This is a genomic window from Pseudomonas sp. GW821-FHT09E12, assembly GCF_059416085.1.
On the sequence record NZ_JBWKOM010000005.1, the window covers coordinates 620492 to 647216 of the forward strand.

Annotated in this window: 20 protein-coding genes and 1 tRNA gene; 3 read left to right on the forward strand and 18 right to left on the reverse strand. The window is 59.9% G+C overall.

Going from position 1 to position 26725, the window contains the following annotated elements:
• Positions 1-79: 79 nt before the first annotated feature.
• The 6 genes from AC07PQ_RS17975 to rpsU form a co-directional block, all read right to left on the reverse strand.
• Positions 80-865 carry a WaaZ-like lipopolysaccharide core biosynthesis protein gene (locus AC07PQ_RS17975; protein ID WP_238543430.1) on the reverse strand — a complete coding sequence of 262 codons (786 nt, stop codon included), beginning with the start codon at positions 863-865 and terminating at the stop codon, positions 80-82.
• Positions 866-1154: 289 nt separating this feature from the next.
• Positions 1155-1231: transfer RNA gene (locus AC07PQ_RS17980), tRNA-Ile, on the reverse strand.
• Between the two features lie 15 nt (positions 1232-1246).
• Positions 1247-4990 carry a bifunctional diguanylate cyclase/phosphodiesterase gene (locus AC07PQ_RS17985; RefSeq protein WP_007926104.1) on the reverse strand — a complete coding sequence of 1248 codons (3744 nt, stop codon included), beginning with the start codon at positions 4988-4990 and terminating at the stop codon, positions 1247-1249.
• 121 nt (positions 4991-5111) lie between these two features.
• Positions 5112-6959 carry an RNA polymerase sigma factor RpoD gene (gene rpoD / locus AC07PQ_RS17990; protein WP_007926106.1) on the reverse strand — a complete coding sequence of 616 codons (1848 nt, stop codon included), beginning with the start codon at positions 6957-6959 and terminating at the stop codon, positions 5112-5114.
• A 67-nt stretch (positions 6960-7026) separates the two neighbouring features.
• Entirely contained in the window at positions 7027-8991 is a 1965-nt protein-coding gene (dnaG, locus tag AC07PQ_RS17995) for a DNA primase (RefSeq protein WP_493185995.1), read from the reverse strand.
• A 468-nt stretch (positions 8992-9459) separates the two neighbouring features.
• On the reverse strand, positions 9460-9675 hold the full coding sequence (rpsU, locus tag AC07PQ_RS18000; RefSeq protein WP_002551877.1) for a 30S ribosomal protein S21: 216 nt from the start codon (positions 9673-9675) through the stop codon (positions 9460-9462).
• 200 nt (positions 9676-9875) lie between these two features.
• Here rpsU and tsaD point away from each other — a divergent pair, with 200 nt between their 5' ends.
• A complete protein-coding gene (tsaD, locus tag AC07PQ_RS18005; protein WP_009045890.1) occupies positions 9876-10901 on the forward strand; it encodes a tRNA (adenosine(37)-N6)-threonylcarbamoyltransferase complex transferase subunit TsaD in 1026 nt (341 codons plus the stop codon).
• A gap of 41 nt (positions 10902-10942) precedes the next feature.
• Here the strand turns inward: tsaD and plsY are convergent, their stop codons facing one another.
• Positions 10943-11512 (reverse strand): glycerol-3-phosphate 1-O-acyltransferase PlsY, encoded by a 570-nt coding sequence (gene plsY / locus AC07PQ_RS18010; protein WP_007926112.1) that lies wholly within the window; start codon positions 11510-11512, stop codon positions 10943-10945.
• 74 nt (positions 11513-11586) lie between these two features.
• On the opposite strand from plsY, the gene folB reads away from it, so the two are divergent.
• Together folB and folK are read left to right on the forward strand one after the other, a co-directional pair.
• Complete coding sequence (folB, locus tag AC07PQ_RS18015; protein ID WP_493185996.1) at positions 11587-11940, forward strand: dihydroneopterin aldolase; 354 nt, start codon at positions 11587-11589, stop codon at positions 11938-11940.
• Complete coding sequence (gene folK / locus AC07PQ_RS18020) at positions 11931-12449, forward strand: 2-amino-4-hydroxy-6-hydroxymethyldihydropteridine diphosphokinase (protein WP_007926120.1); 519 nt, start codon at positions 11931-11933, stop codon at positions 12447-12449. Before folB ends, folK begins: the two co-directional genes overlap by 10 nt.
• A gap of 67 nt (positions 12450-12516) precedes the next feature.
• Here folK and AC07PQ_RS18025 read toward each other — a convergent pair whose 3' ends face one another.
• The 11 genes from AC07PQ_RS18025 to AC07PQ_RS18075 all read right to left on the reverse strand — a co-directional run bounded on the left by AC07PQ_RS18025 (position 12517) and on the right by AC07PQ_RS18075 (position 26693).
• The gene (locus AC07PQ_RS18025) at positions 12517-13746 is read right to left on the reverse strand and encodes a multifunctional CCA addition/repair protein (RefSeq protein ID WP_007926121.1); all 1230 of its coding nucleotides are present in this window, start codon (positions 13744-13746) and stop codon (positions 12517-12519) included.
• Positions 13747-13810: 64 nt separating this feature from the next.
• Positions 13811-15373, reverse strand: a complete 1563-nt coding sequence (locus tag AC07PQ_RS18030) for a SpoVR family protein (protein WP_007926122.1) — start codon at positions 15371-15373, stop codon at positions 13811-13813.
• Positions 15370-16641 carry a YeaH/YhbH family protein gene (locus AC07PQ_RS18035; protein ID WP_007926123.1) on the reverse strand — a complete coding sequence of 424 codons (1272 nt, stop codon included), beginning with the start codon at positions 16639-16641 and terminating at the stop codon, positions 15370-15372. The genes AC07PQ_RS18030 and AC07PQ_RS18035 overlap by 4 nt, the downstream gene beginning before the upstream one ends.
• Before the next feature lie 188 nt (positions 16642-16829).
• Entirely contained in the window at positions 16830-18752 is a 1923-nt protein-coding gene (locus tag AC07PQ_RS18040) for a PrkA family serine protein kinase (protein ID WP_007926124.1), read from the reverse strand.
• Positions 18753-19047: 295 nt separating this feature from the next.
• Complete coding sequence (gene glpE / locus AC07PQ_RS18045) at positions 19048-19377, reverse strand: thiosulfate sulfurtransferase GlpE (RefSeq protein ID WP_493185997.1); 330 nt, start codon at positions 19375-19377, stop codon at positions 19048-19050.
• A 32-nt stretch (positions 19378-19409) separates the two neighbouring features.
• The gene (locus AC07PQ_RS18050; RefSeq protein ID WP_493185998.1) at positions 19410-20291 is read right to left on the reverse strand and encodes a symmetrical bis(5'-nucleosyl)-tetraphosphatase; all 882 of its coding nucleotides are present in this window, start codon (positions 20289-20291) and stop codon (positions 19410-19412) included.
• Complete coding sequence (apaG, locus tag AC07PQ_RS18055; protein ID WP_007926128.1) at positions 20291-20671, reverse strand: Co2+/Mg2+ efflux facilitator ApaG/CorD; 381 nt, start codon at positions 20669-20671, stop codon at positions 20291-20293. The genes AC07PQ_RS18050 and apaG overlap by 1 nt, the downstream gene beginning before the upstream one ends.
• A 122-nt stretch (positions 20672-20793) precedes the next feature.
• Positions 20794-21612, reverse strand: coding sequence for a 16S rRNA (adenine(1518)-N(6)/adenine(1519)-N(6))-dimethyltransferase RsmA (gene rsmA, locus AC07PQ_RS18060; RefSeq protein ID WP_007926129.1), 819 nt, complete (start codon positions 21610-21612; stop codon positions 20794-20796).
• Positions 21609-22598: a 4-hydroxythreonine-4-phosphate dehydrogenase PdxA gene (gene pdxA / locus AC07PQ_RS18065; protein ID WP_493185999.1), complete on the reverse strand. Its 990-nt coding sequence runs from the start codon at positions 22596-22598 to the stop codon at positions 21609-21611. The genes rsmA and pdxA overlap by 4 nt, the downstream gene beginning before the upstream one ends.
• Positions 22595-23911 (reverse strand): peptidylprolyl isomerase SurA, encoded by a 1317-nt coding sequence (gene surA, locus AC07PQ_RS18070; protein ID WP_037034744.1) that lies wholly within the window; start codon positions 23909-23911, stop codon positions 22595-22597. The genes pdxA and surA overlap by 4 nt, the downstream gene beginning before the upstream one ends.
• Complete coding sequence (locus tag AC07PQ_RS18075) at positions 23892-26693, reverse strand: LPS assembly protein LptD (RefSeq protein ID WP_493186000.1); 2802 nt, start codon at positions 26691-26693, stop codon at positions 23892-23894. Before AC07PQ_RS18075 ends, surA begins: the two co-directional genes overlap by 20 nt.
• Positions 26694-26725 lie beyond the last annotated feature (32 nt).

The following is a 26725-nucleotide window of genomic DNA, read 5'->3' on the forward strand; positions in this document are numbered from 1 at the left end:
CTGATCCTGGCCTTACAGAAAAACCGCGCAAGGCGCGGTTTTTTTGTGGGCGAATACAATCCGTCCGAGCATGGAGTGCTCAGCGATTAACCAGCTTGTCGAGTTCGTCGAGACTGATTTTGGGAATGATCGAAGTAGGGATGCTCGACATGGGGGACAGGTTGTAGACCGAAAAATCCTTGCCCATGACCTTGTCCGACATCAGTTTCAAGGATGGCAGGATCCGCGATTGCAGGTGCTGGTCCAGGCCGCAGGGCGACTTGAAGGTATCTAGCGTTTCATAAAAACGCCCTTGGGCAGGATTCAGGTCGACGCCCACCAGGATCGCCGTATTGAAGCCGGCGTGATAGGCGAGTTGCAGTGCCAGATAAGCCACCGTGCGGGCGTCGAAGAAACCCAGTTCGAGATTCTTGCTGAAGCCGATGGTCCGGCTCCTGTTGCCCCAGAGCAGGGGAGGGCGAACCAGATCGCGGTTGCTCCTGAGCAATCGCTGCATCCAGGTCTGTCGTGGCGCCTTCTTCAGCAGAAACAGCTCGCCGCGAGGCTGGATCGGAATCGTGCGGGCATGTTCTTCCCAGAGCGCCACGCGCTGACTGACAGCCATTGCCTGGACGAAGAGCTCGGGTTGCTGGAGGGAGAAGCTGGTGTCGGTGCAGGCATAAAAAAAGGGCTGTATGCCGGTGCCGCGGAACATCGAGATGGCCCCGTTCATGGTGATCATCGGGATGTTCGAGAAGGCTTCGATAGGGAAGTCCTTTGCCGAACTACCGGATGCAATGATGAAAACAGGGCCTTGCTGAATATTTCGGCAACGTGCAAAACCCGTTGCCCGGCCAGGCGAAGGCGCCGTAGATACTACTTCCATGTGTTGTGTCCGAATCATCAGGCCACTCTGATTATTATGGGGTGGCTTAAGTGGTGCATCACGCCGGGGAAAGGACAGGCTCTCCCCCATTGATAGAAGTGCAGTCTAGGACCAAACAAAGGCCATGCACGACTTCCGAACGGTTATGACCGTCGCGTTTTTTAATAGTTGTGCGGTAGGGCTGATTTCTTGGAAAAAACGATCGGGCGTTTTGCCGGCCTGGCGGCCGAATGGAGGGATTTGCAGCGCGTTGAATACGCGAAAGCCGCGCAATGCGCGGCTTTCAATGTGGTGGGCCCACACGGACTCGAACCGTGGACCAAAGGATTATGAGTCCTCTGCTCTAACCGACTGAGCTATAGGCCCTCAGTAGGCCGCGGATTATAGCGACGGTTTCTCGGCTGTGCTATCCGAAAAATCCGAAACGGGAAGGCGCAGAAAGGTTGCGGCGAATTCGTCGGCGCTTAGCGGCAGGCTGATGATGTAGCCCTGGATCTGTTCGCAGCCTTCGTTCCCGAGGAATACCTGCTGGTCATGGGTTTCCACGCCTTCGGCGATCACGGTGAATTGCATGCTGCGGCCCAGGGCGATGATGGCCCGCACGATCGCCACATCGTGGGGGTCGTCGGGCAGGCCGCGGACGAAAGATTGATCGATTTTCAGGAAATCCAGCGGCAGGCGCTTGAGGTAGCTCAGGGACGAGTAGCCGGTACCGAAATCGTCGATGGCCAGCTGGACGCCCAGGCGCTTGAGCTGGTGCAGGACCGCCAGGGCTTCCTCGGCCTGGCTCATGATGAAGTTTTCGGTAATTTCCAGTTGCAGGAAGCCGGGTTTGAGGCGGTTGTCTTTCAGCAGTTGTTCAATCCGCCCCAGCAGGTTCGGCTGGCGCAACTGGGCGCCGGCGAGGTTGACCGAGAGCGGGCCGAAGCTGTCGTAGCGCTCGTTCCACTTGCGCAACTGTTGGCAGGCGTGTTCCAGCACCCAGTCGCCGATCTGCAGGATCATGCCGTTCTCTTCGGCCAGGGGGATGAAGTGTTCGGGTGGGACATCGCCGAAGGTCGGGTGATGCCAGCGAATCAGGGCTTCGGCGCCCACCAGCTCCTGGTCGCCCAGCCTGATCTTGGGTTGATAGTAGAGATACAGCTCGTTGCGTTCGATGGCCCGCCGCAGTTCATGTTCCAGGGCCACGCGCTCGCTGGCCTGGGCGGTCAGGTCGCGGGTATAGCTTTCGACCCGGTTGCGGCCCTTGGCCTTGGAGCGGTACATGGCGGCGTCGGCATTCTTGACCAGGGTGGCCACGTCGCAACCATCCTTGGGGTAGAGGCTGGTACCGATGCTGGCACTGATGAAGAACTCGTGCTCGCCGGCCTGGAACGGCGCGGTGAAGCAGTTCAGCAGCTTGTTGGCGATGTGCTCGGCATCGCTGGGCTGCTGCAGCCCGGGTAGCAGGATGATGAACTCGTCGCCACCCAGGCGGGCCACGGTGTCGATATCCCGCAGTTGTTCTTTCAGGCGCACGGCAATGCCCCTGAGCAGCAGGTCGCCGACCGGGTGGCCGAGGCTGTCGTTGATGTGCTTGAAGCGGTCCAGGTCGAGAAACAGCACGGCGCCCTGGCCACCATTCTCCTGCTGGTTGTTGAGGGCAGTCAGCAGGCGGCTTTCGAACAGGGTACGGTTCGGCAGGCCGGTCAGCGGATCATGGTGCGCCTGGTAATCGAGCTTGGCCTGGGCGTGCTTGAGGCTGGAGATATCGGCGAATACCGCGACGAAGTGGGTGATGAACCGGTCTTTGTTGCGCACTGCGCTGATGGTCAGCCAGCTGGGGTACAGCTCGCCATTTTTGCGTCGATTGCAGATTTCCCCTTGCCAATGACCTTCGGCGGTCAGTTGGTGCCACATGGCGGCGTAAAAGGCGCTGTCATGCAGGCCGGAAGCCAGCAGGCGCGGGGTGTGGCCCAGGGCTTCGGTTTCGCTGTAGCCGGTGATTTCGGTGAACGCCCGATTGACTGCGCTGATGTGCTGCTGGGTGTCGGTGATCAGTACGCCTTCAGCGGTGCTTTCGAACACGGTGGCGGCCTGTTGCAGCTTCTCCTGCATCAGGTGGCGCTCGGTGATGTCGCGGGCGATGGTCAGCATGCAATCTTCGTCGCCGATCGGTAGCGGCCGGCTCGAGAGCTCGCAGAGGCGGATCTGACCGTCATTGCGGCGAATATGGCAGCTGAAGTCGCGCACGAAGCCATCCCGTTGCATCAGGTCGAGCATCTGCCGGCGCTCGTTGAGGTTGACCCAGATGCCCAGCTCCAGCGTGGAACGGTCGACGGACATGGCGCTATTGAAGCCGGTGATACGACTGAAACCTTCGTTGACCTCTATCAGCAAGCCGTCGCGCTGGCGGCTTAGCAGCAGGCCGTCCGGCGAGGCGTGAAAAGCCTTGGCGAACTTCTCTTCTGAGGTTTGCAACTGCTGTTGGGTTTCCTTCAACTGGCTGATGTCGCGAACCACCACGACCAGGGCGGGCGTAGTGTCGAGGTCGAAGGGTTCGGCGGAGATCAGCCCGGTGAACAGCTGGCCGTTGCTGCGCCGAAAGGGCATTTCCAGGTTACGGATACTGCCGGCCTGCAAGCGTTGCAGCAGCCCCGGGCCGACGCCCTGAATACCCCAGATATTCAGCTCGGTGGCCGTCTGGCCCACGACTTGCGAGGCACTCAGGCCGATCTGTTCTTCGAACGCCTCATTGACCTCCAGCAGGCAGCCATCCGACAGGCGGGCAATGACCAGGATGTCCGGGCACTGTTGGAAGACCGAGGCGAATTTCTGTTCCGAGAGCTGCAGCGCCTCTTCGGTGCGTTTTGTCTCGCTGATGTCGATCATCAGGCCGCGCATGATCGGTTCATGCCCATGCTCGATCAGGCTGACGATGTCGCGAACCCACAGGCAGCGGCCATCAGCGGTGATCACTCGGTAATCCAGGCTGTGATCGCGCCCGGCCAGGACTTCGTGGTCGCAGAAGTGCTGGGCGCGCGTCAGGTCGGCGGGGTGGATGATGTTTCTCCAGAACCCGGGAATCAGCCAGTGCGAAAGGGGATAACCCAGCAATTGCTCGGCATGGGGCGACACGTAGCTGTAGGTGAAGTCGCTGATGCGCGCTTCCCAGGCGATTGCCGACAGGCTTTCGACCAGGCCGCGGTAATGGTATTCGCTGCTGCGCAGCTCCTGTTCCAGGGCCACGCGCCTTGCGATCTCGGAGCTCAGCCGGCGATTGATGCGGATCACTGCCGCCAGAATGGCAAACAGCAGGAGCAGCCCTGGCAGGCCATAGAACAGCAGGTCCGACCAGAACGAACGGTGGTCGAGCACATTGCCCACCCAGCGCTGCTGGATCTCGTTGACCTCCGCCGGGCTTATGTCAGCCAGCACCTTGTCGAGAATGCCTACCAGTATCTTGCTGTCGCGGGGGACGCCCATGGCCAGCTGATAGCGGTAGGGCGTCTCGCCGCTGACATAGAGCCCGTCGAGCTTCAACTGCCGCAGGCTCCAGACACTGGAAGCCAGGTCGCCGACCACGGCATCGACCTGATTGAGGGCCAGCGCCTGCAAGGCCGAACTCACATTGGGCAGGGCGACCAGATTCAGGTCGGGATGGTGGGTGCGCAGCAGTTCATGGGGGGCGTAATTCTCCACGACGGCGATCTTCAGGCCGTACAGGTCCTGGAGCTTGCGAGGTTGCGCGCCGCCTTTATGGGCCAGGATCACGATGGGGAAATCGAGGTACGGACGGGTGAAGGCCAGATAGTTTTGCCGTTCCGGGGTCGACATGATGCCTGGCAGCAGGTCCAGCTTGCCCTTTTTCGCGGCCTCGAGCACTTCGCTCCAGCTGGCGGGTTCTATCGGCTTGAGCGTGATCGCCAGGCGATCCTGGATCAGATGGATATAGTCCGCCGCAAGGCCCTGGTAGCGCCCTTCCTCATCGCGATATTCGAAGGGCGGCCACGAAGCGTCGACGCCCAGGCGCAATTCCGGATGGGCGGAAAGCCAGCCACGTTCTTCATCGGTGAGCGTCAGTGCGCCAGCCGTTGCGGTCCAGGCGAGCAGCGACAGCACCAGCACGGTCGGCAGTCTGGGCATAACGGTCTCGTTATGACACGGGGAATGTTTCGAGTGTAGACGGGCAATCCGGAGGGAGTGAGGCGCGGGGAGTTTTAAGCTGCACAAAACAAGACCCCCAGCAGGGCTGGGGGTCTTGGTATTACTCGTCGAGGAAGGAGCGCAGGTGCTCGCTTCTCGTCGGGTGGCGCAGCTTGCGTAGCGCCTTGGCTTCGATCTGGCGAATCCGCTCACGGGTAACGTCGAACTGCTTACCGACTTCCTCGAGGGTGTGGTCGGTATTCATGTCGATGCCGAAGCGCATGCGCAGTACCTTGGCTTCACGGGCAGTGAGGCCGGAGAGTACTTCGCGAGTCGCTTCCTTGAGGCTCTCAACGGTGGCGACGTCGATTGGCGACTGCATGGTCGAGTCTTCGATGAAGTCACCCAGATGGGAGTCTTCGTCATCACCGATCGGGGTTTCCATGGAGATCGGCTCTTTAGCGATCTTCAATACCTTGCGGATCTTGTCCTCAGGCATTTCCATGCGTTCGCCCAGCTCTTCCGGGGTCGGTTCGCGACCCATTTCCTGCAGCATCTGCCGGGAAATACGGTTGAGCTTGTTGATCGTCTCGATCATGTGCACCGGAATACGGATGGTGCGTGCCTGGTCGGCGATCGAGCGAGTGATCGCCTGACGGATCCACCAGGTGGCATAAGTCGAGAACTTGTAGCCGCGACGGTATTCGAACTTGTCTACCGCTTTCATCAAGCCGATGTTGCCTTCCTGGATCAGGTCGAGGAACTGCAGGCCACGGTTGGTGTACTTCTTGGCGATGGAGATCACCAGACGCAAGTTGGCTTCGACCATCTCTTTCTTCGCGCGACGGGCCTTGGCCTCGCCGATCGACATGCGACGGTTGATGTCCTTGATCTCGGCGATCGTCAGGCCGGTCTCGGTCTCGAGCGCGGTCAGCTTCTGCTGGCAACGGATGATGTCCGGTTGCAGGCGACCGATGGCTTCGGCGTACTTGGCCTTGCCTTTGGCCAGTGCGTCGGACCAGCTTTCGTCCACTTCATTGCCAGGGAACTGGCGCAGGAAGTCGGCGCGTGGCATGCGAGCATCACGAACACAGAGCTGCATGATCGCGCGCTCTTGCTGACGCAGGCGATCCAGGGCACTACGAACGCGTTCAACCAGGCCTTCGAATTGCTTCGGAACCAGTTTGATCGGCATGAACAGTTCAGCCAGGGCCAGCATTTCAGCCAGGGCTTGCTTGTGTTCACGACCGTGCTTTTTCAGCGCCTTGCGGGTGATTTCCATCTGGTCGGCAACGGCGCCAAAGCGCTGGGCTGCGATGACCGGATCCGGACCGCTTTCGGCTTCTTCTTCGTCATCACTGGCTTCGGCGTCATCGTCGTCGGTGTCGTCGTCCGCTTTCGCGGCCTTGGCATCGACAGGCGGTGGTACTTCGGCGGCAGGCGGCGCGATGCCGTCGTCCGGGTCGATGTAACCGCTCAGGACGTCGGACAGGCGACCACCTTCGGTGGTGACGCGAGTGTATTCGGAGAGGATGTGCTCAACCGTGCCAGGGAAGTGCGCAATCGCGCCCATCACTTCACGGATGCCCTCTTCGATACGCTTGGCGATTTCGATTTCGCCTTCACGTGTGAGCAGCTCTACCGTACCCATTTCGCGCATGTACATACGCACTGGGTCGGTAGTGCGACCAATGTCGGTTTCCACTGCCGCCAACGCTGCGGCGGCTTCTTCAGCTGCTGCTTCGTCGGTATCGGCTTCGGCCAACAAAAGGGCATCCGCATCCGGAGCACTCTCGAATACGTTGATCCCCATGTCGTTGATCATGCGGATGATGTCTTCCACCTGTTCCGGATCTGAAATATCCTCCGGCAGGTGGTCGTTGACCTCCGCGTAAGTCAGGTAACCCTGCTCACGACCACGGCTGATCAACTCTTTGAGGCGAGACTGCTGTTGCGCTTTTCCGGACATAACACCCTATCCACTGAAGGTCTTGGCGGGCAAAAAACAAGCCGAGGATTATACCCGAGCTATGACCTCACGCGCCAGTTGAGGTCGGGTTTGATGCGGGAACATTGCGTTTTAAAAGCTCAAGTAGCTGAATTTTTTCTTCGCCACTCAATTCGCTTTGACGCGATTTCCTGAGAAGTTGTTCCAAAGCACGCTCACTTTGGCGAGCGGACAAGCTTTTAATGGTGTCGAAAAACTGTTGTTCAAGGTTATCGCCCTCAATCAACCATTCCTTTTCTGCCAGCGCCTTGATCAGGCGGCCCTGTTCGGTGCCGTGCCAACGCGCCATCAGCTGATGAATAGAGCGTAGCTTAGGATTTTTCTGCACGGCTTCGATCAGGGCGACCAGCAACTGGGTATTGGTGTTGTCGTCGGCGGCGAAATGCCCGGCGTCTTCAACTTTCTCGGCCAGTTGCGGGTGATGCAGCAATGTTCGAAGGGCTGACAGTGTAGGAGGTTCGACGGCGGCCGGAACGCGCGGGACACGTGGTTGATCGCGATCGCCATTGCGCTTGCCCTTTTTGTCCCACGGCTTGTTCTCCCACTTCTTGCCGCCGGCACCGCTTTTCTTCGGCGTCCATTCCTGCTGCGGCACATAGGCTTCTTGCGGCTCGTGGTAGTCGGCATAGTCCGGCATGGCGTCGTAATCGATGCCGGCGTCGTACGCCGGCGGCGCTTCTTGTGGGGCGCTGTGCACCAACTGGTTGACGGTTTCGTTGTTGAGCCCGGTAATTTCACTGAGGCGCTGGCGCATCAGGGTCCGCAGGTTGGCTCCGGGGACCTTGTCGATCAGCGGTGCAGCCAGGGTGGCCAGGTGGGCCTTGCCCTCGAGCGAGCGTGGATCGGCTTCGTCCGTCAGTTGCTGGAAGAAGTAGTCGGCCAGCGGTTGAGCGTGTTGATTGATACGTGCGCGAAAGGCGTCGGTGCCTTCAGAGCGGACCAGGGTATCCGGATCTTCCCCTTCGGGAAGAAACAGAAAACGCGCCCGGCGACCGTCCTGCAGGCTGGACAGGGTCGCCTCCAGCGCGCGCCAGGCGGCCTTGCGCCCGGCCTGGTCGCCGTCGAAACAGAACAGGACGCTGGGCACGATACGGAACAGGCGCTTGAGGTGTTCTTCGCTGGTGGCGGTACCCAGGGTCGCAACGGCGTTACGCAGGCCTTGTTGGGCGAGGGCAATCACGTCCATGTAGCCTTCGACGACGATGATTTCGTCGAGGTTGCGGTTGTTCTTGCGGGCTTCGAACAGGCCGTAAAGCTCCTGGCCCTTGTGAAAAACCGGCGTTTCCGGCGAGTTCAGGTACTTCGGTTTGTCGTCGCCCAGTACCCGGCCACCAAAGGCGATGATCCGACCGCGGCTGTCGCGGATCGGAAACATCACCCGGTCGCGAAAGCGATCGTAGCGTTTGCCGGTTTCGGCATTTTCGATCAGCAGGCCGGCGTCGATCATGGCTTTCTGCTGCAGTGTGTCGCTGCTCAGGTGCTTGAACAGGTTGTCCCAGCCGGGCGGTGCAAAACCGAGGCCGAAGTCGCGGGCGATCTCGCCGGTCAGGCCGCGCCCCTTGAGGTAGTCGACCGCGGCCTTGCGGGCCGGATGGCTTTTCAGGGCCTGGCGATAGTAATCGGCGGCGGCGGTCAGCAGCGGGTAGAGCGGCGAGTCGGTTGGCTGTCGGGGTTTGTGCGAGCGGCCGCTTTCCTCGCGCGGGATCTCCATGCCGGCGGCTTTGGCCAGTTCCTCGACTGCCTGGGGGAAGTCCAGGTTGTCGTGGTCCATGATGAAGCCGAGGGCGTTGCCGCCCGCGCCACAGCCGAAGCAGTAGTAGAACTGCTTGTCGGGGCTGACGCTGAAGGAGGGGGTCTTTTCCTTGTGGAACGGGCAGCAGGCGGTGTAGTTCTTGCCGGCCTTTTTCATCTGCAGGCGCGAGCTGACAACATCGACGATGTCGGTGCGGTTCAGAAGGTCGTCAATAAAGCTCTGGGGAATCAGCCCGGCCATGGCGTTCTCGTCATCACTGCGCGAAAGAATTGGACCAATGCGAAGGCTTCGAAAGTGGGCTGTTCGAGACGCAACGGCTGCGCGTTCGACCATCTGTCGTCGGCTTGATCGCTATCGGGAAGTGTATCTGCCGAAAATCCACTGACGTTAGTTTCAATCAGTCTTCGACTATTTGAAGATATTGCTCTGAGTCCGACAGGTCTCGGATGGCTCATAAGCGGGCGCTGGAGAAAGGCGCCTTGGACTGAGTCTGTTGAGGAATCAGAATAAAGTGTGCTCGTCAGTAGCCTTGGAAGGCTCGTCAGAAGAGACGTGCACCGCTGGCAGGAAGCCAGGTCTGACGTGGTGAAGCGGATTGTCTCGGTCGCATGCGCGGCGTTGACGGTGAAGCATCAAGCGTTGTCCGCAAATGCCATTAGCCCGGCTGAGGGCCGGGCTTGGCAGAAGCTTGCAGCGAACGTCTGTGTATTAGTACAGACGTACGGCGCGGCGCTGTTCGCGCTGAACTTTCTTGGCGTGACGCTTAACAGCAGCAGCTGCTTTGCGCTTACGCTCGGAAGTCGGCTTCTCGTAAAATTCGCGGCTACGAACTTCAGCCAGAACACCGGCTTTTTCGCAGGAGCGCTTGAAACGACGCAGAGCTACGTCGAAGGGTTCGTTCTCTTTAACTTTGACGGCTGGCATCCAGAGCTACCTTCATTCATTACCGGGGTCAACGTTCTCGTCGCAAAAATCGCGGCTGAGGTCGTCGGTTTTTAAGGGTTGCGGATGTTAACCCCTCATCGCTCGGAATGCAAAGCCTCTGATCGAAAACCGCTGGTCGGCTGAGGGAGTGGCGACTATTATGCGCGCCTTCGAATTTAGCCTCTACAAGGCGCAAACCCATGCTAGTACTGGGATTAGAAACTTCCTGCGACGAAACCGGCGTCGCGCTTTACGACAGCGAGCGGGGGCTGCTGGCCGATGCGCTGTTCAGTCAGATCGACCTGCATCGGGCCTATGGTGGCGTGGTGCCGGAGCTGGCCTCTCGCGACCATGTCAAGCGCATGCTGCCGCTGATTCGCCAAGTTCTGGCCGAGGCGGACTGTGTGCCGACCGAAATCGACGCCATTGCCTATACCGCTGGCCCGGGCCTGGTCGGAGCCCTTCTGGTGGGCGCTTCCTGTGCCCAGGCACTGGCCTTCGCCTGGGGTATCCCGGCGCTGGGTGTGCACCACATGGAAGGGCACTTGCTGGCCCCTATGCTGGAAGAACAACCGCCGGAATTTCCGTTCGTCGCTTTGTTGGTTTCCGGTGGTCATACGCAGCTGGTGCGGGTCGATGGCATCGGCCAATACGAACTGATGGGCGAAACCCTGGATGATGCTGCCGGTGAAGCCTTCGACAAGACGGCGAAGATGATCGGCCTGAATTATCCGGGCGGCCCGGAAATCGCTCGCCTGGCCGCCCAAGGCGTGGCCGGGCGCTTTGTTTTCCCGCGGCCGATGACCGATCGTCCAGGGCTGGATTTCAGTTTCAGTGGCTTGAAAACCTTCGCCCTGAATACCTGGCAGCAATGTGTCAGCGCTGGGGACGACGGCGAACAAACCCGTTGCGACATCTCGCTCGCCTTCCAGCAGGCGGTGGTGGAAACTCTGACCATCAAATGCAAGCGAGCCTTGAAGCAGGCCGGACTCAAGCGTCTGGTAATTGCTGGTGGCGTGAGCGCCAACAAGGCGCTGCGCGCGTCGCTGGAAAAAATGCTCGGCGAGATGAAGGGGAATGTGTTTTACGCCCGTCCTGAGTTCTGCACCGATAACGGCGCGATGATCGCGTTTGCCGGTTGCCAGCGTTTGCAGGCCGGTCAGCAGGAGAGCCTGGCGATCAGTGTGCAGGCGCGTTGGCCAATGGAGCAGTTGTCGCCGTTGTGAGTCGGTAATTGCCCGACCTGAGCCCGGTTCATCTTCAGGATTCAGAAATGCCGTTCGCGCCCGGCAAACAGGTCGCGTAGATTGCCGCGGTGGCGCCAGACGATGAGCAGTGTGAGGACGCTCATCGGCAGTAGCGCCGCCGGCGCCTGCCAGGCCAGCAATGGCAGGGTCAGGGGCGTGGCGATCAAGGCCGCCAGCGAGCTGGTGCGGGTCAGGTAGAAGGTCAGGAGCCAGGCGGCAATGGCCAGGAGCGCCGCTGGCGGATACAGTCCCAGCAGCATCCCGGCGGCGGTGGCGACACCCTTGCCGCCGCGAAAGCGAAAGTACACCGGAAACAGATGGCCCAGTACGGCGTAGAGCCCGATCCAGGCCTGTTGTTGGAGCGAAAGGCCTGCGAGACTGGCGATCAGCACGGGCAACAGCCCTTTGAGCAGGTCGCCGAGCAAGGTCAGTACCGCAAGTTTCTTGCCGGCCAGGCGCAACATGTTGGTGGCGCCGGCATTGCCCGAGCCACTCATTCGCGGATCGGGTTTACCGGTCAGGCGGCTGAGCAAGATGGCGAAGGACAGCGAGCCGAGCAGGTAGGCGAAGATCGCCAGTAACCAAAACATGCTAACTATTCCGGGCGAGGACGCCCTGATTCTAACGGCGCATTGCGCCCTTGTCGTGCTGCGGAGAAGAGTGCTTGGACAGAGTGTTTATCGAGGGTCTGGAAGTCGACACGGTGATCGGTGCCTACGACTGGGAGCGAGGCATCCGACAGTGCCTGCGCCTTGACCTGAGCTTCGCCTGGGACAACCGCCCGGCCGCGGTTGGTGACGACCTGACCCTGGCGCTCGACTACGCCAGCGTGTCTTCGCGGATCCAGGCGTTTGCCGAGCAAGCACAATTCCAGTTGGTGGAAACCTTTGCCGAGCGTCTGGCTGAAGTCCTGATGAGTGAGTTTCATATTCCCTGGTTGCACCTCAAGCTGACCAAGCCCGGTGCTGTTGCGGCCGCCAAAGGTGTGGGCGTGGAGATCGAGCGCGGATGTCGCTAACTCAGGTATTTCTTGGGCTCGGCAGCAATATCGAGCGCGAAACCCATCTGCTGGCTGGGCTCGATGCCCTGGCGGGCTTCCTGCAGGACATGCGCTGCTCGGCAGTGTTCGAAAGCCAGCCGGTCGGGATCAAGAGCGGGCCTTTCTTCAATCTGGTGGTTTCGGCCTTTACCGATCTGCCGCTGATGGAACTGGACCGTCGGTTGAAGTTCATCGAAGCGGATAACGGTCGTTATGCCCCGGACCGCAAGGGCCTGCCGCTGGATATTGATGTGCTGCTGTACGGCGATCTGGTGGGCAATTTCGACGGCTTGATCCTGCCGCGCGCCGAGATTCTGAAGAATGCCTTTGTGCTCTGGCCCTTGTCGCTGATGGCACCGGAAAGGGTTCATCCGCTGGCCGGACAGGACTTCGCCACCCTCTGGCGCGAAGCCCAAATCGACCAGGTGCTGGCGCCCGTGGCCTTTGAGTGGCGGGGCAGGCAGCTGACGCCGCCGGAGTTGGGATAGCTCTGGCTGATTGCTATCGGCTTGCGAGCAAGCTAGCTCCTACAGTGGAGCTAGCTCGTGATGTTTCTTACCGCGGGTGCTGTTCCTTGTAGGCTTTCAGCGCCTTCAGTCGCTCCCGTTTCAGCGCCTCTCCCAACTCCGGCCCCTTGAATCCCTGCTCCAGCAGCGGCTGCACCGCTACCGTTCGTGCTGCGGTGGCCGCGCCGCGCAAATAGTCCGCCTGGGGATAGGCGCTCTCCTCCAGTCCGAGACGACCGCGAGCATCCATTTCACAGGCGGCGATAAACTCCTCGAACCGCTGCGGCCGACGGTACACGTCAAAGCTTTGCAGCAGCTGCGCCAATGTCGAAGGTTTCAGTTCGAGGGCGCGATGGCCGTGGGTGTGGTACTGCCCCACCAGCAGCGCCAGTTCCTGGCAGTCGCGTGGCGCCTTGAAGCGTTCGTTGACGCACTTGATCAGCTTCAGGCCCTTGTGCTCGTGTGCGATGTGCTGTGGCCATTCGCTTTGCGGTGTCAGGCCTTTGCCTAGGTCGTGCAACAGGCACGCCCAGCGCACGCTCAATGGCTGCTTGTGCAGTGCCGCCTGCTCGAGAACGCTCAGTGTGTGCACACCGCTGTCGATCTCCGGGTGATGGGCGGCGGGTTGCGGAACGCCGAACAGCGCCTCCACTTCGGGCAGCAGGACCTTGAGCGCTCCACAGTCGCGCAGCACCCGGATGAACACTTGGGGGTGATCTTCCATCAGTGCGCGGGAAATTTCCTTCCAGCTGCGCTCCGGCGTCAGGGCTTCCAGTTCGCCTGATTCGCTGAGCTGGCGCATCAATTCGAGGGTGTCAGGCGCCACCCGGAAACCGAGCCCAGCGTAGCGAGCAGCAAAGCGGGCAACACGCAGGACACGCAGCGGATCTTCGGCGAATGCGGGGGAAACGTGGCGAAGCAGGCGGTTCTCCAGGTCCTGCTGGCCGTGATATGGATCCGTCAGCACGCCATGGTCGTCTTCCGCCATGGCGTTGATTGTCAGGTCGCGGCGGATCAGGTCTTCTTCGAGGGTGACCTCGGGGCTGGCGTGAAAGGTGAAGCCGCCATAACCACGACCGCTTTTGCGTTCGGTGCGGGCCAGGGCATATTCCTCGCCGCTCTTGGGGTGAAGAAAGACCGGAAAGTCCGAGCCTACCGGGCGAAAGCCGTTGGCGAGCATTTCTTCGGCCGTGGCACCGACTACCACCCAGTCGATGTCGGTTACCGGTTTGCCCAGCAGGCGATCGCGTACCGCACCGCCGACCTTGTAAATCTGCATAAAAAACCTCCGTTAGCCCGACAGAATAACCCTTGCGCCGAGCTTTCGGAGGTTTGTCATGCGTTCAGAGGTGGATGACAGCCAGGTCCAGGCGGCCGTAGTCCCCTTCGTTGTGATCGCTTCTTGGCGGTACGTGATGGGTTTTCATCACCTGGTCGCCCTGCAGGGTTTCCAGATGGATGTCGAACCCCCACAGCCGATGCAGGTGCTTGAGGACTTCGTCGGTGGAGTCACCCAATGGTTTGCGGTCGTGCTGTTGGTGGCGCAGGGTCAGCGAGCGGTCACCCCGTCTATCGATGCTCCAGATCTGCACGTTGGGCTCGCGGTTACCCAGGTTGTACTGGGCCGCAAGGGTTTCGCGGATGACTCGATAGCCGCTTTCGTCATGAATGGCCGGTACCAGCAAGTCGTCTTTCTGGTCGTCGTCCAGGATACTGAACAGCTTGAGATCGCGGATCACCTTGGGCGACAGGTACTGCAGGATGAAACTCTCGTCCTTGAAGCTGCTCATGGCGAACTTGATGCTGGAAAGCCAGTCGGTCCCGGCCAGTTCCGGGAACCAGCGACGGTCTTCCTCGGTCGGCTCTTCGCAGATGCGCCGGATATCGCGGTACATGGCGAAACCCAGGGTGTAGGGGTTGATGCCGTTGTAGTAAGGGCTGTCGAAGCCAGGCTGGAAGACCACGCTGGTGTGGGAGGCGAGGAATTCCATCATGAAGCCGTCGGTCACCAGGCCTTCGTCATACAGGTCGTTCATCAGGGTGTAGTGCCAGAATGTTGCCCAGCCTTCGTTCATCACCTGGGTCTGGCGTTGCGGGTAGAAATACTGGGCGATCTTGCGCACGATCCGCACGATTTCCCGCTGCCACGGCTCCAGCAGCGGCGCGTGTTTCTCGATGAAGTACAGGATGTTTTCCTGCGGCTCGGCGGGGAAGCGCGCGTTGTCCTTGTCGCTGAACTTGTCCGTGCCTTTGGGAATGGTGCGCCATAGGTCGTTGATCTGTTTCTGCAAGTGTTCTTCCCGGTCCTTTTGCCGGCGTCGTTCTTCTTCCGCGGAAATCGGATAAGGACGTTTGTAGCGGTCCACCCCGTAGTTCATCAGGGCATGGCAGGAGTCCAGCAGGTCCTCCACGGCATCGATGCCGTGGCGCTCTTCGCACTGCATGATGTACTGCTTGGCGAATACCAGGTAATCGATGATCGAACTGGCATCCGTCCAGGTGCGGAACAGATAGTTGCCCTTGAAGAAGCTGTTATGGCCATAGCAGGCATGGGCCACCACCAGTGCCTGCATACAGATGGTGTTTTCTTCCATCAGGTAGGCAATGCATGGGTCCGAGTTGATCACGATCTCGTAGGCCAGCCCCATCTGGCCGCGGCTGTAGGACTTTTCGGTGCTAAGGAAGTGCTTGCCATAGGACCAGTGGTGATAACCCAGGGGCATGCCGACAGAGGCGTAGGCGTCCATCATCTGTTCGGCGGTGATCACTTCGATCTGGTTGGGATAGGTATCCAGGGCGTAACGCGCCGCGATACGGCTGATTTCGCGGTCGTAGGCCTGGATCAGCTCGAACGTCCATTCCGAACCGGTGGAAATAGGCTGGCGTTTCTGCTCTCTGGCGGTCATGTCACTAACCTGCGCTGGAAGAGTTCACGGAAGACCGGATAGATATCTCCGGCCGAGACCAGTTGCTGCTGGGCGAAAGTATCGGAAAAGGCTTCGGCGATGCGCTCGTATTCGAACCACAGGGCCTGATGTTCGCGCGGGGTAATCTCCACGTAAGTGTAGTACTGCACGAAGGGCATGATCTGGTTGATCAGGATGTCGCGGCAGATCGGCGAGTCGTCGTTCCAGTTGTCGCCGTCGGAAGCCTGGGCGGCGTAGATGTTCCACTCGTTGCTCGGATAACGCTCGGCCATGATCTCCTGCATCAGTTTCAAGGCGCTGGAGACGATGGTGCCGCCGGTTTCCCGGGAGTAGAAGAACTCCTCCTCATCCACTTCACGCGCACTGGTGTGGTGGCGAATGAACACTACGTCGATCTTGTCGTAGTTACGCTTGAGAAACAGGTACAGAAGGATGAAGAAGCGCTTGGCGATGTCCTTGGTGGCCTGGGTCATGGAGCCGGAAACGTCCATCAGGCAAAACATCACGGCCTTGGAGCTGGGGTTTGGCTGTTTGACCAGCAGGTTGTACTTGAGGTCGAAGGTGTCGAGGAACGGCACCCGATGGATACGGGCGCTGAGACGCTCGATTTCCGCTTCCATTTCCTGAATATCGCCGAAGTTGTCCGGTTCTTCGCGTTTCAGGCGTTCAAGTTCCTCTTTGACTTCGCGCAGTTTTGCCCGGCTGCTGCCGGACAGGGCGATGCGTCGGGCATGGGCCGAGCGCAGGGTCCGAATGATGTTGATGCGCGAGGGATTGCCTTCGTTGCTGATCCCGGCCCGGACGGTCTTGAAGGTGTCGGTCCCGCTCAGGTTGCGTTTGACCAGGTTCGGCAACTCCAGGTCTTCGAACATGAACTCGAGGAATTCTTCCTGGGTAATCTGGAAAACGAACTCGTCCATGCCTTCGCCGGAATTGCCGGCCTTGCCCCGGCCACCTCCGCCACCACCGCCTTGAGGGCGTGCGATGTGCTCGCCAGCCGTGAACTCCTTGTTTCCCGGGTGCACCACGGTCTGTTTGCCGCCGCGCCCATGATGGAGCACCGGTTCATCGATATCCCGGCCTGGAATGCTGATTTGTTCGCCATGCTCCATGTCAGTGATGGAACGGCGGCTGACCGCCTCTTCGACGGCCTTCTTGATGTGGTCACGATAGCGCCGCAGAAACCGCTGACGGTTTACCGTGCTTTTGTTCTTGCCATTGAGACGTCGGTCGATCACATAACTCATGACTGCTCCTTAGAAGCGGTCTTGAAGCTCGCAAGCGGCCCGGGCGGGGGGAGGGGGCGACAAGGTGTCCTGCCGCCGGTCCTCTGCCCGAGCCTCGCTGCGAACGTTCAAACGCGCTTCCTGAAGCCTGTGTAGCAGAAATCGCTAAGACAGGCTCCTGGCTAACGACAACCGGTGCAACCGGCGGGTTACTGCGATTTTCTGACCCGCAGATACCACTCGGACAGCAGTCGTACCTGTTTGTCGGTGTAGCCGCGCTCGACCATTCGGGTAACAAAGTCGTTGTGTTTCTGTTGATCCTCTTTGCTGGCCTTGGCATTGAAGCTGATGACCGGGAGCAGGTCCTCGGTGTTGGAGAACATTTTCTTCTCGATGACCACCCGCAGTTTTTCGTAGCTGAGCCAGGTCGGGTTCTTGCCGTTGTTGTTGGCTCGGGCCCGCAATACGAAATTGACTATTTCGTTGCGGAAGTCCTTTGGATTACTGATGCCGGCCGGTTTCTCGATTTTCTCCAGCTCTTCGTTGAGCGCGACCCGATTGAGGATCTCGCCGGTTTCCGGATCGCGGTATTCCTGATCCTGAATCCAGAAGTCCGCATACAGCACATAGCGGTCGAAGATGTTCTGACCGTATTCGCTGTAGGACTCCAGGTACGCCGTCTGGATTTCCTTGCCGATGAACTCGATGTACCGCGGAGCCAGGTATTCCTTCAGGAAGCGCAGATAGCGTTCGCGGGTTTCCGCCTGGAATTGCTCCTGTTCGATCTGTTGTTCGAGCACATAGAGCAGGTGTACCGGGTTGGCCGCGATCTCGTGGGGATCGAAGTTGAAGACTTTCGACAGGATCTTGAAGGCGAAGCGGGTCGACAGACCGTTCATGCCTTCATCCACGCCGGCGGCGTCGCGGTATTCCTGGATCGACTTGGCTTTCGGATCGGTGTCCTTGAGGTTCTCGCCGTCGTAGACGCGCATTTTCGAGTAGATGTTCGAGTTCTCCGGTTCCTTGAGGCGCGAGAGCACGGTGAACTGAGCGAGCATTTTCAGGGTGTCGGGAGCGCAATGCGCCTTGGACAGGGAGCTGTTGAACAGCAGTTTGTCGTAGATTTTGACTTCGTCGCTGACCCGCAGGCAGTACGGGACTTTGACGATATAGATCCGGTCGATGAAGGCTTCGTTGTTCTTGTTGTTACGGAAGGTGTGCCATTCCGATTCGTTGGAGTGAGCCAGCAGGATGCCGGTGAAGGGGATTGCGCCCAGACCCTCGGTACTGTTGTAGTTGCCTTCCTGGGTGGCCGTCAGCAATGGGTGCAGCACCTTGATCGGTGCCTTGAACATTTCGACGAACTCCATCAGGCCCTGGTTGGCCCGGCACAGTGCGCCCGAATAGCTATAGGCGTCGGCGTCGTTCTGCGGGAATTCTTCCAGCTTGCGAATATCGACCTTGCCCACCAGTGCGGAAATGTCCTGGTTGTTCTCGTCCCCCGGTTCGGTCTTGGCGACGGCGATCTGGTTGAGGATCGAGGGATAGAGCTTGACCACCCGGAACTGGCTGATGTCGCCACCGAACTCGGACAGGCGCTTGGTGGCCCAGGGCGACATGATGGTGTTCAGGTAGCGCCGTGGGATACCGAAGTCTTCTTCGAGGATCGCGCCATCTTCCGTGGCGTTGAACAACCCAAGAGGCGACTCGAATACCGGAGAGCCCTTGATGGCGTAGAAGGGCACCTTCTCGATCAGTTGTTTGAGTTTCTCGGCCAGGGATGATTTGCCGCCACCGACGGGGCCGAGGAGGTAGAGGATCTGTTTCTTTTCTTCCAGGCCCTGAGCGGCATGGCGGAAGTAGGAGACGATCTGGTCGATGCATTCTTCCATTCCATGGAAGTCTTCAAAGGCCGGATAGCGACGGATCACTTTGTTGGAGAAGATCCGTGACAGTCTCGAATTGGTCGACGTGTCCAGCAGCTCCGGTTCGCCGATAGCCAGAAGCAGGCGTTCAGCGGCCGACGCGTAGGCGCTACGGTCCTTTTTGCAGAGCTCCAGGTACTCCTGTAGCGAGAACTCTTCCTGGCGTGTGGATTCGAAGCGTTGTTGGAAGTGGCTAAAAATACTCATGACGTCACCTCGCTCGATACGTGGAGCCGACGCCGGATCAGTCAGTCAAGTGCTGGCATGCAGCCGGGAATCCGGCTGATGTTTACCCCCCAGAACACTTTCAAAGCTATCGACCTTGAAAGCTAGTACCGATGACCCGCACGCCGGTGTACCGGCTCTCCCCTGATTGGATGGCCTGAGGCTAAGGATAGTTCGGAATCGGGGAGGTAAAGGTGGAATACGCAATTTGTTCAAGTGACCGTTCGTCGGTCGTGGCGCCAGCCCGCGAATGACGCGGGCTGGCGCACAGAAAAAATTATTCGCTACCACCCTGGGCAATTTCCGCAGGGTAGGTAGTCCGCCACAGTTCGAAGCCACCGTCCAGGCTGTAGACATCGGAGAACCCCTGGCTGATCAGGTAGGCCGCCGCGCTTTGGCTGGAGTTACCGTGATAGCAGACGACCACCAGTGGGGCGTCGAGATCGGCGTTGCGGATGAAGTCGGAGATGGAGTGGTTGTCCAGATGCAAGGAGCCGCTGATGTGGTTCAGGGCAAAGGTCTGCGGATCGCGGATGTCGACCACCACGGCGCCTCGCTCGCGCAGTGCCTGGGCCTGTTCTGGGGGGATGCGTTTGAATTCGCTCATGGCGGGCTCCTGGGCCTGGTGGCAAGCGCCGTCTAGCGCTTGGCGGTGATTGGCATGGGTTCAGGGGAAGGTTGATTGGCCTGGGGCTTGATGTGGCCGTGGGTGTCGCACTCACATTCGAGGCGTTGGCCGGTGTCGACGTTCAGCAAGGTCAGGGCGCCGCCCCAGACGCAGCCAGTGTCCAGGGCGACGACGCCGGGCTGGTTGCAGTTGCCTTCGAGGGCGGCCCAGTGACCGAAGATGATTTTCACGTCCCGGGTCTTGCGTTCCTTGTGCTCGAACCACGGCGCGTAACCTGGTGGGGCGGTGTCCGGCCCTTCCTTACCCTTGAGGTCGAGCTTGCCATCGCTGGTGCAGAAACGCATGCGGGTGAAATAGTTGGTGATTACCCGCAGACGGGTCACGCCTTTGAGTTCGCTGTCCCATTTTGTCGGGTCGTTGCCGTACATACCGTCCAGATAGGGCTCGAAGCGGTTGTCGTCCCGCAGTGCTTCTTCGACTTCGGTGGCGCACTTGAGGGCTTTTTTCAGCGACCACTGTGGCGGTATCCCCGCGTGCACCAGGGCGACGTTGCGCTGTTCGTCATAGTGCATCAGTTTTTGCTGGCGCAGCCACTGGAGCAACTCCTCGCAATCCGGCGCGTTGAGGATCTCGCGCAGGGTGTCGGCTTTCTTCAGGCGCTCGATATTGCGCCAGACGGCCAGCAGGTGCAGGTCGTGATTGCCCAGCACGCACACTAGGGAGTCGCGCATGGCATAAAGAAAGCGCAGGGTTTCCAGCGACTGCGGGCCGCGGTTGACCAGGTCGCCGACCAGCCACAGGCGATCCTTGGTCGGGTCGAAAGCGACCTTTTCAAGCAGGCACTGCAAAGGTCCCAGGCAGCCTTGCAGGTCACCGACGGCGTAAGTCGTCATCAGTGCAGGGCTCCGGGCACGGCCAGGCGGAAGGGGGCGATGATGGCGTCGAAGTGTTTGCCGTCTTCGGCGAGCATCTGATAGCTGCCCTGCATATTGCCGACGCGTGTGGTCATGACCGTGCCGCTGCTGTAGGTGTGGCTTTTGCCCACGGCGATCAGCGGCTGCTGGCCGACGACGCCGGCACCGCGAACTTCTTCGACGTGCCCGTCGCCATCGGTGATCACCCAGTGCCGCGAGAGCAATTTGGCGGGCAGCAGGCCATTGTTCTGTACGGTGATGGTGTAGGCGAAGGCAAAGCGGTTCTGCTCGGGTTGCGACTGTTCTGCGAGAAAGCGGGTGACGACGCTGACGTCGATCTGATAACGGGGATCGGACATGCAAGGGGCCTTAAAACGAAGCGGGACGCGGGACAAAGCTGATGGAGGTCAGTCTAGGCCAAATATCGGGTAGTAAACCAGACGTGGAGCCTGGCGTCTTACCCGATAACGCTGGTGGCGTGTCAGCTGGCGCTGGCGGTGTCCGCGGCTTGTTCGCTGAGCTTGTCGGCCAGGCGAACGAAGGCTGCCAGGTCCAGTTGCTCCGGACGCAGGCTGCCATCGACGCCGGCGGCTTCGATCTCGGCGCTTGTGAGCAGAGCCTTGAGGGTATTGCGCAGGGTCTTGCGGCGCTGGTTGAAGGCTTCGCGGACGATGCGCTCCAACAGGCGATGATCCTTGGCTGGATGCGGCAGCACGGCGTGTGGCACCAGGCGGACGATTGCCGAGTCGACTTTCGGTGGCGGATTGAATGCGCCAGGACCGACGTTGAACAGATGCTCCACTCGGCAGTGGTACTGGACCATGATCGACAGACGGCCCCAGTCACCGCCGCCCGGGCCTGCGGCGAGGCGCTCGACCACTTCTTTCTGCAGCATGAAGTGCATGTCGCGGATCAGCCCGGCGTTCTGCAGCAGGTGAAAGATCAGCGGAGTGGAGATGTTGTAGGGCAGGTTGCCAACCACCCGCAGGCTGCCAGGCGCGGCATTCAGGCTGTTGAAGTCGAACTTCAGGGCATCGCCCTGGTGCAGGCTGAAATTGTCCCGGCCAGCAAACTGCTGGTTGAGGATCGGCACCAGGTCCTTGTCCAGCTCGACTACATCCAGCTGGGCGCCGCTGTTGAGCAGGCCCTCGGTCAGGGCGCCCTGGCCAGGGCCGATTTCCAGCATGCGGTCGCCGGATTTGGCATTGATGGAGCGCAGGATGCGGTCGATCACGCCGGCGTCATGCAGGAAGTTCTGGCCGAAGCGCTTACGCGCCCGGTGTTGGTATTGCTCGGTCATAAACGGGTCTCGGCCATCTGGTAGGCGGTTTCCAGGGCGACTTTCAGGCTGCCGGTATCGATCTTGCCGCTGCCGGCCAGATCCAGGGCTGTGCCGTGGTCGACCGAGGTGCGGATGATCGGCAAGCCCAACGTCACGTTGACCGCGGCGCCGAAGCCTTTGTACTTCAGCACGGGCAGCCCCTGGTCATGGTACATCGCCAGCACTGCGTCGCAGTGCTCCAGATATTTGGGGGTAAACAGAGTGTCGGCGGGCAGGGGGCCGCGCAGGTCCATGCCTTCGTTGCGCAGACGCTCCAGGGTGGGTTCGATGATATCGATTTCTTCATGGCCCAGATGTCCGCCTTCGCCGGCATGCGGGTTGAGCCCGCAGACCAGGATGCGTGGCTGGGCGATGCCGAATTTGTTGCGCAGGTCCGCATGCAGAATGCGCGTAACCCGCTCCAGGCGCTCCGGGGTAATGGCGTCGGCGATGTCCCGCAGGGGCAGGTGAGTGGTCACCAGTGCCACGCGCAGGCCATGGGTAGCCAGCATCATCACCACTTGTTCGGTGTGCGTCAGGTCGGCGAGAAACTCGGTATGGCCGGAAAAGGCGATGCCGGATTCGTTGATCACACCCTTGTGCACCGGGGCGGTAATCATTCCGTCGAAATGCCCGTCCAGGCAGCCTTGGCCGGCCCGGGTCAGGGTTTCCAGAACGAACGCGGCGTTGGCCTTGTCCAGCTGACCAGTAACGACCTTGGCCGACAGCGGGGTATCCCAGACATAGAGGCTACCAGCGGCGGCCGCCTGGCTTGGCCAATTGTCGGGGCCGACCGCAATCAGGCTGACGGCCACACCCAACTGCGCGGCCCGCTCGATAAGCAGGTCGCGGCTGGTGATGGCAATCAGGGGGTGTGGCTGTTGTTGCGAGGCGAGCAGCAGGCACAGGTCGGGACCTATGCCGGCTGGCTCGCCGGGGGTGAGCGCGAAACGCTTGGGTTTCACTGTGCCGCCTGGTCAGCGCCAGGAAGTTTGATCTCGACGTAGGCTTCATCACGAATCTGGCGCAGCCAGGTTTGCAGCTCTTCGTCGTATTTACGGTTGCGCAGCACGGTCATCGCTTGCTGTTCGCGGGCCTGGCTGGTGCTGTCAGTGGCGCGGCGGCCAAGGACTTCCAGTACGTGCCAGCCATATGGGCTCTGGAACGGCTTGGATAGCTGACCTTGCGGGGTCTTGGCCATCACCTCGCGGAACTCGGGAACCAGGGCGTTCGGGTCGATCCAGCTGAGGTCGCCACCGTTGAGGGCGGACCCCGGATCTTCCGAGTAGCTTTTCGCCAGCTCGGCAAAGTCTTCGCCAGCTTCGATGCGCTCGTAGAGCTTCTGGGCCAGGCGTTTGGTTTCTTCTTCGCTGCGAATTTCACTTGGCTTGATCAGGATATGACGGACATGCACTTCGTCACGCATCTGATTGCCGCCGCCGCGTTTTTCCAACAGCTTCAGGATGATAAAGCCGCCTGGAGTACGAGCTGGCTGGGTGATATCGCCCACTGCCATGGCGCTCAGTTCGCGGTCGAACGGAGGGGGCAGTTGAGCGGCTTTACGCCAGCCCATGTCACCACCTTCCAGGGCGTTGTCGCTGCCGGAACGGGCGATGGCCAGCTGAGCGAAGTCGGCGCCTTGCTTGAGTTGCTGGTAGATGTCCATGGCCTGGCGCGCGGCGCTCTGAATCGCTTCGGAGTTGGCGCTTTCCGGGGTTGGAATCAGGATATTGGCCAGGTGCAGCTCTTCGGACAGTTGCATCTTGCCCAGGTCGGAGGCGAGGAAGTTCTTCACTTCCTGCTCGGAGACCTGAATGCGTTCGGCAACACGGCGCTGACGCACGCGACTGATGACCATCTCGCGGCGAATCTGCTCACGGGCGTCCTGATAGGACAGGCCATCACGAGCCAGGGCGGCGCGGAATTGATCAGGCGTCATGTTGTTGCGCTGGGCGATGGTGCCGACGGCCTGGTTCAGTTCTTCATCGGTAATACGGATGCCGGAACGTTCGCCGATCTGCAGTTGCAGGTTTTCGACGATCAGGCGTTCCAGTACCTGCTGGTTGAGGACCTCGGCGGGTGGCATGCCGCTGCCGCGCTTGGCGATGGTTTGCTGAACTTCGTGAACCCGTTGGTCCAGCTGGCTCTGCATGACCACGTCGTTATCGACGATGGCCACCACTTTGTCGATGGGTTGTACCGCGGCGTTGGCCGCGGTACCCAGGAACAGCGCGCCCAGCATCAGCGGGCGCAGACAATCAGAAAGCTTGGTCTTCACGTTCACGGTAACCTTGAATGCCTTTGTCGAGGAAGCTCTCTACCTTGGCGCCAGTCAGGCCGCCGAGTCCTTTCAGGACTATTTGCAGGAAGATGCCATGGTCGCCTTTCTCGTTCTGCGGGGCGTCTTGACTGGTTTCGTCATACTTGACCCAGTAACGGTTGATCAGGCGCAGTTTCCAGCAGCAGTTGTCGTATTCGAAACCACCGAAGGCATCGAGGGTACGGTTGCGGTTGTAGTCGTACTGCCAGCGGCTGATCAGGTTCCATTGCGGCACGATCGGCCAGATCACCGAGAAGTCATGCTGCTTGATCTTGTAGTAGTCCTTCACATAGCCAGGTTGTCCTGGAGTGCCGTAGTCACCGCCACCCACCGACCATTTACCCGTGGACTGGTCGTAACGAACCAGGTCGTTGCGATAACGATAACCGGCGTTGATGACCTTGTTCGGGTTGTCTTCCGGTTGGTAGTGGAACATCGCGCTACCGGAGCGAGGGCTGCGGGTATCTGGATCCCAGTTGTAGTCGGCAGTGGTGCGCCAGTCGCGGTTCCAGCGGTATTCATATTCCAGGGCATAAGGAGATACGTTGGAATGTGCATCGTCACGAGTTTTAGCGTCGATACCTGGCAGCTGGACTTCACGGTCCTTGAAGTACAAGGCTTGGCCGACACTGATGCGCTGGCGTTCAAAGCCGTTTTCTTCAATCCAACGATTGGTGACGCCCAGGGACAGCTTGTTCTCATCACCTACGCGATCCGAGCCGGAGAAGCGGTTGTCACGGAACAGCGACGAGTAGTTGAAGGTGGACTCGCTGGTATCGAACACCGGGATGTCGCTCTGGTCTTTCTCCGGTACATAGAGATAGTACAGGCGTGGTTCCAGGGTCTGGCGATAGTTTTTGCCGAACCATTGGGTGTTGCGGTCGAAGTACAGGCCGCTGTCGATACTGGCGATTGGCACGCCGCGGTTCTGATTGCTGCTGTAAGTACCGTTCAGGCGATCTTGTTCCGCGGTTTGTGCCGCGACCTGACTCTTCCCGATGCTGTCCAGATCCAGATCGTACTGGGTGTACTGATACTTGAGGGACGGCTTCAGGAAACCGTAGGTCCAATTGAGTGGGAGACTTACAGTTGGCGCGAGGTTGAGGCGATTGCCATTGGCGCGAGCCAAACCTGTGATATTGCGGTCGAGTCGTGGCGAGCCAATACCATTTTCATCAAAGTACGTACCGTTTTGCAGGTCGCGATCAAATCGAACGATTTCTGCGTCGTACCTGAAGTCCACTCCACCAGGATGTTGCGGCAAGAAGCCATTCAAGGTGATTTGCGGCAGGCGGTTGTAAGGCGTGATGTTGGAAACCGTGGCCAGCTCATAAGCCTGGGCATTGAGGCGCGCGGTGTAGGTATCACCACGGTAGGTCACAGCACCCTGCTGGTTAATGTAGTCACGGCTTTCCACGCCGATCTGGTCGCTCTGCAGATCCTGGAAGTAGTACGGATCGCTGATCTTGGTGTAGTCGACCTCGGTCATTACCCGCGAATCGAGCCCGCCCTTGTGCTGCCAGTTGTACATGTAGCGGGTTTTTTCGTAGTCCGACTGCAGTTTGCGGTCATCGTTTTCGTCGTTGAGGTACGCCGCGCCGAACTGACCTTCGCTGGACTTGGTCAGGTAACGGAATTCGCCTTCCATCAACAGGCCACGCTTGCTCATGTAGCGCGGGTACAACGTGGCGTCGTAGTTTGGCGCCAGGTTGAAGTAGTACGGAGTGACCAGCATGAAGCCGGTATCGCTGCCGCTGCCGATGGTCGGCGGCAGGAAGCCGGACTGGCGACGGTCGTCGATCGGGAAATAGATGTACGGCGTGTACAGGACCGGAATGTCCTTGACGCGCAACGTCACGTTGGTCGCGGTGCCGAAGCCGGTCGCCGGGTTCAGGGTGATGTTGTTGCCCTTGAGCTGCCAGGCGTTGCTGCTCGGTTCGCAGGTGGTGTAGGTACCATCCTTGAGGCGGATGATCGCGTTCTCGGCACGCTTGGCGTACAGCGCGTTACCGCGGATGCGCGATTTGTGCATCACGTATTCGGCGTTGTCGACCTTGGCCTCGCCGGTGTCCAGCTGCACGTCGGCGTGATCGCCGACCAGCAGGGCGCCGTTGTCGCGCAGGCGGACGTTGCCGCTCAGCTCGCCACGGTTCTCGGCCTGGTACAGGTTGGCCTCGTCGGCCTCGACCTGCATGCTGCCCTGGCGCATGACCACATCACCGGCCAGGGTCGCGATTTGCTGCTCCTGCTGGTAACGCGAAGCCTTGGCGCCGATAAAGGTCGGGGCGTCACTTTTATTCGTCTTGTCATTCATGCCAGGACGAATCGGTTCGATATAAGCACCAGCACAGTAAGGACCGGTCTCGGCCAATTGGGCGGCGGTGAGCTTCTCGCGCGGAACCCAGTCGAGGTGACTGTAGTCTTCGCTGCGGGACTTCAGGCCGCGGCCCTTGGACTCGGTAACCAGCATCGGCTTGGCGCCGGTGTCTTCGCTGGTTTCGCCGCCTTCGGCCGATGCAGCGGTGCTCGAGCTGACCGCACTCGCGTCATGCACGGGGCGAGGAGGCAGTTGAGCGGCGCTGGTTTTCGGCGCGCAGTCCCAGCCACCCGAAGCAGAGACTGAGCAGTCATACTGTTCTGCGGCGACCACGAACGAAGTGGCTAGGGGTTGCAGGGCCAGCAGACTGCCAGTAACCAACAACGGAAATTTTTTACGAAACGCGGGGGATTTCAATGCCATCTTATTAGTCCGGGCTTCCTGCGTGCCATCTG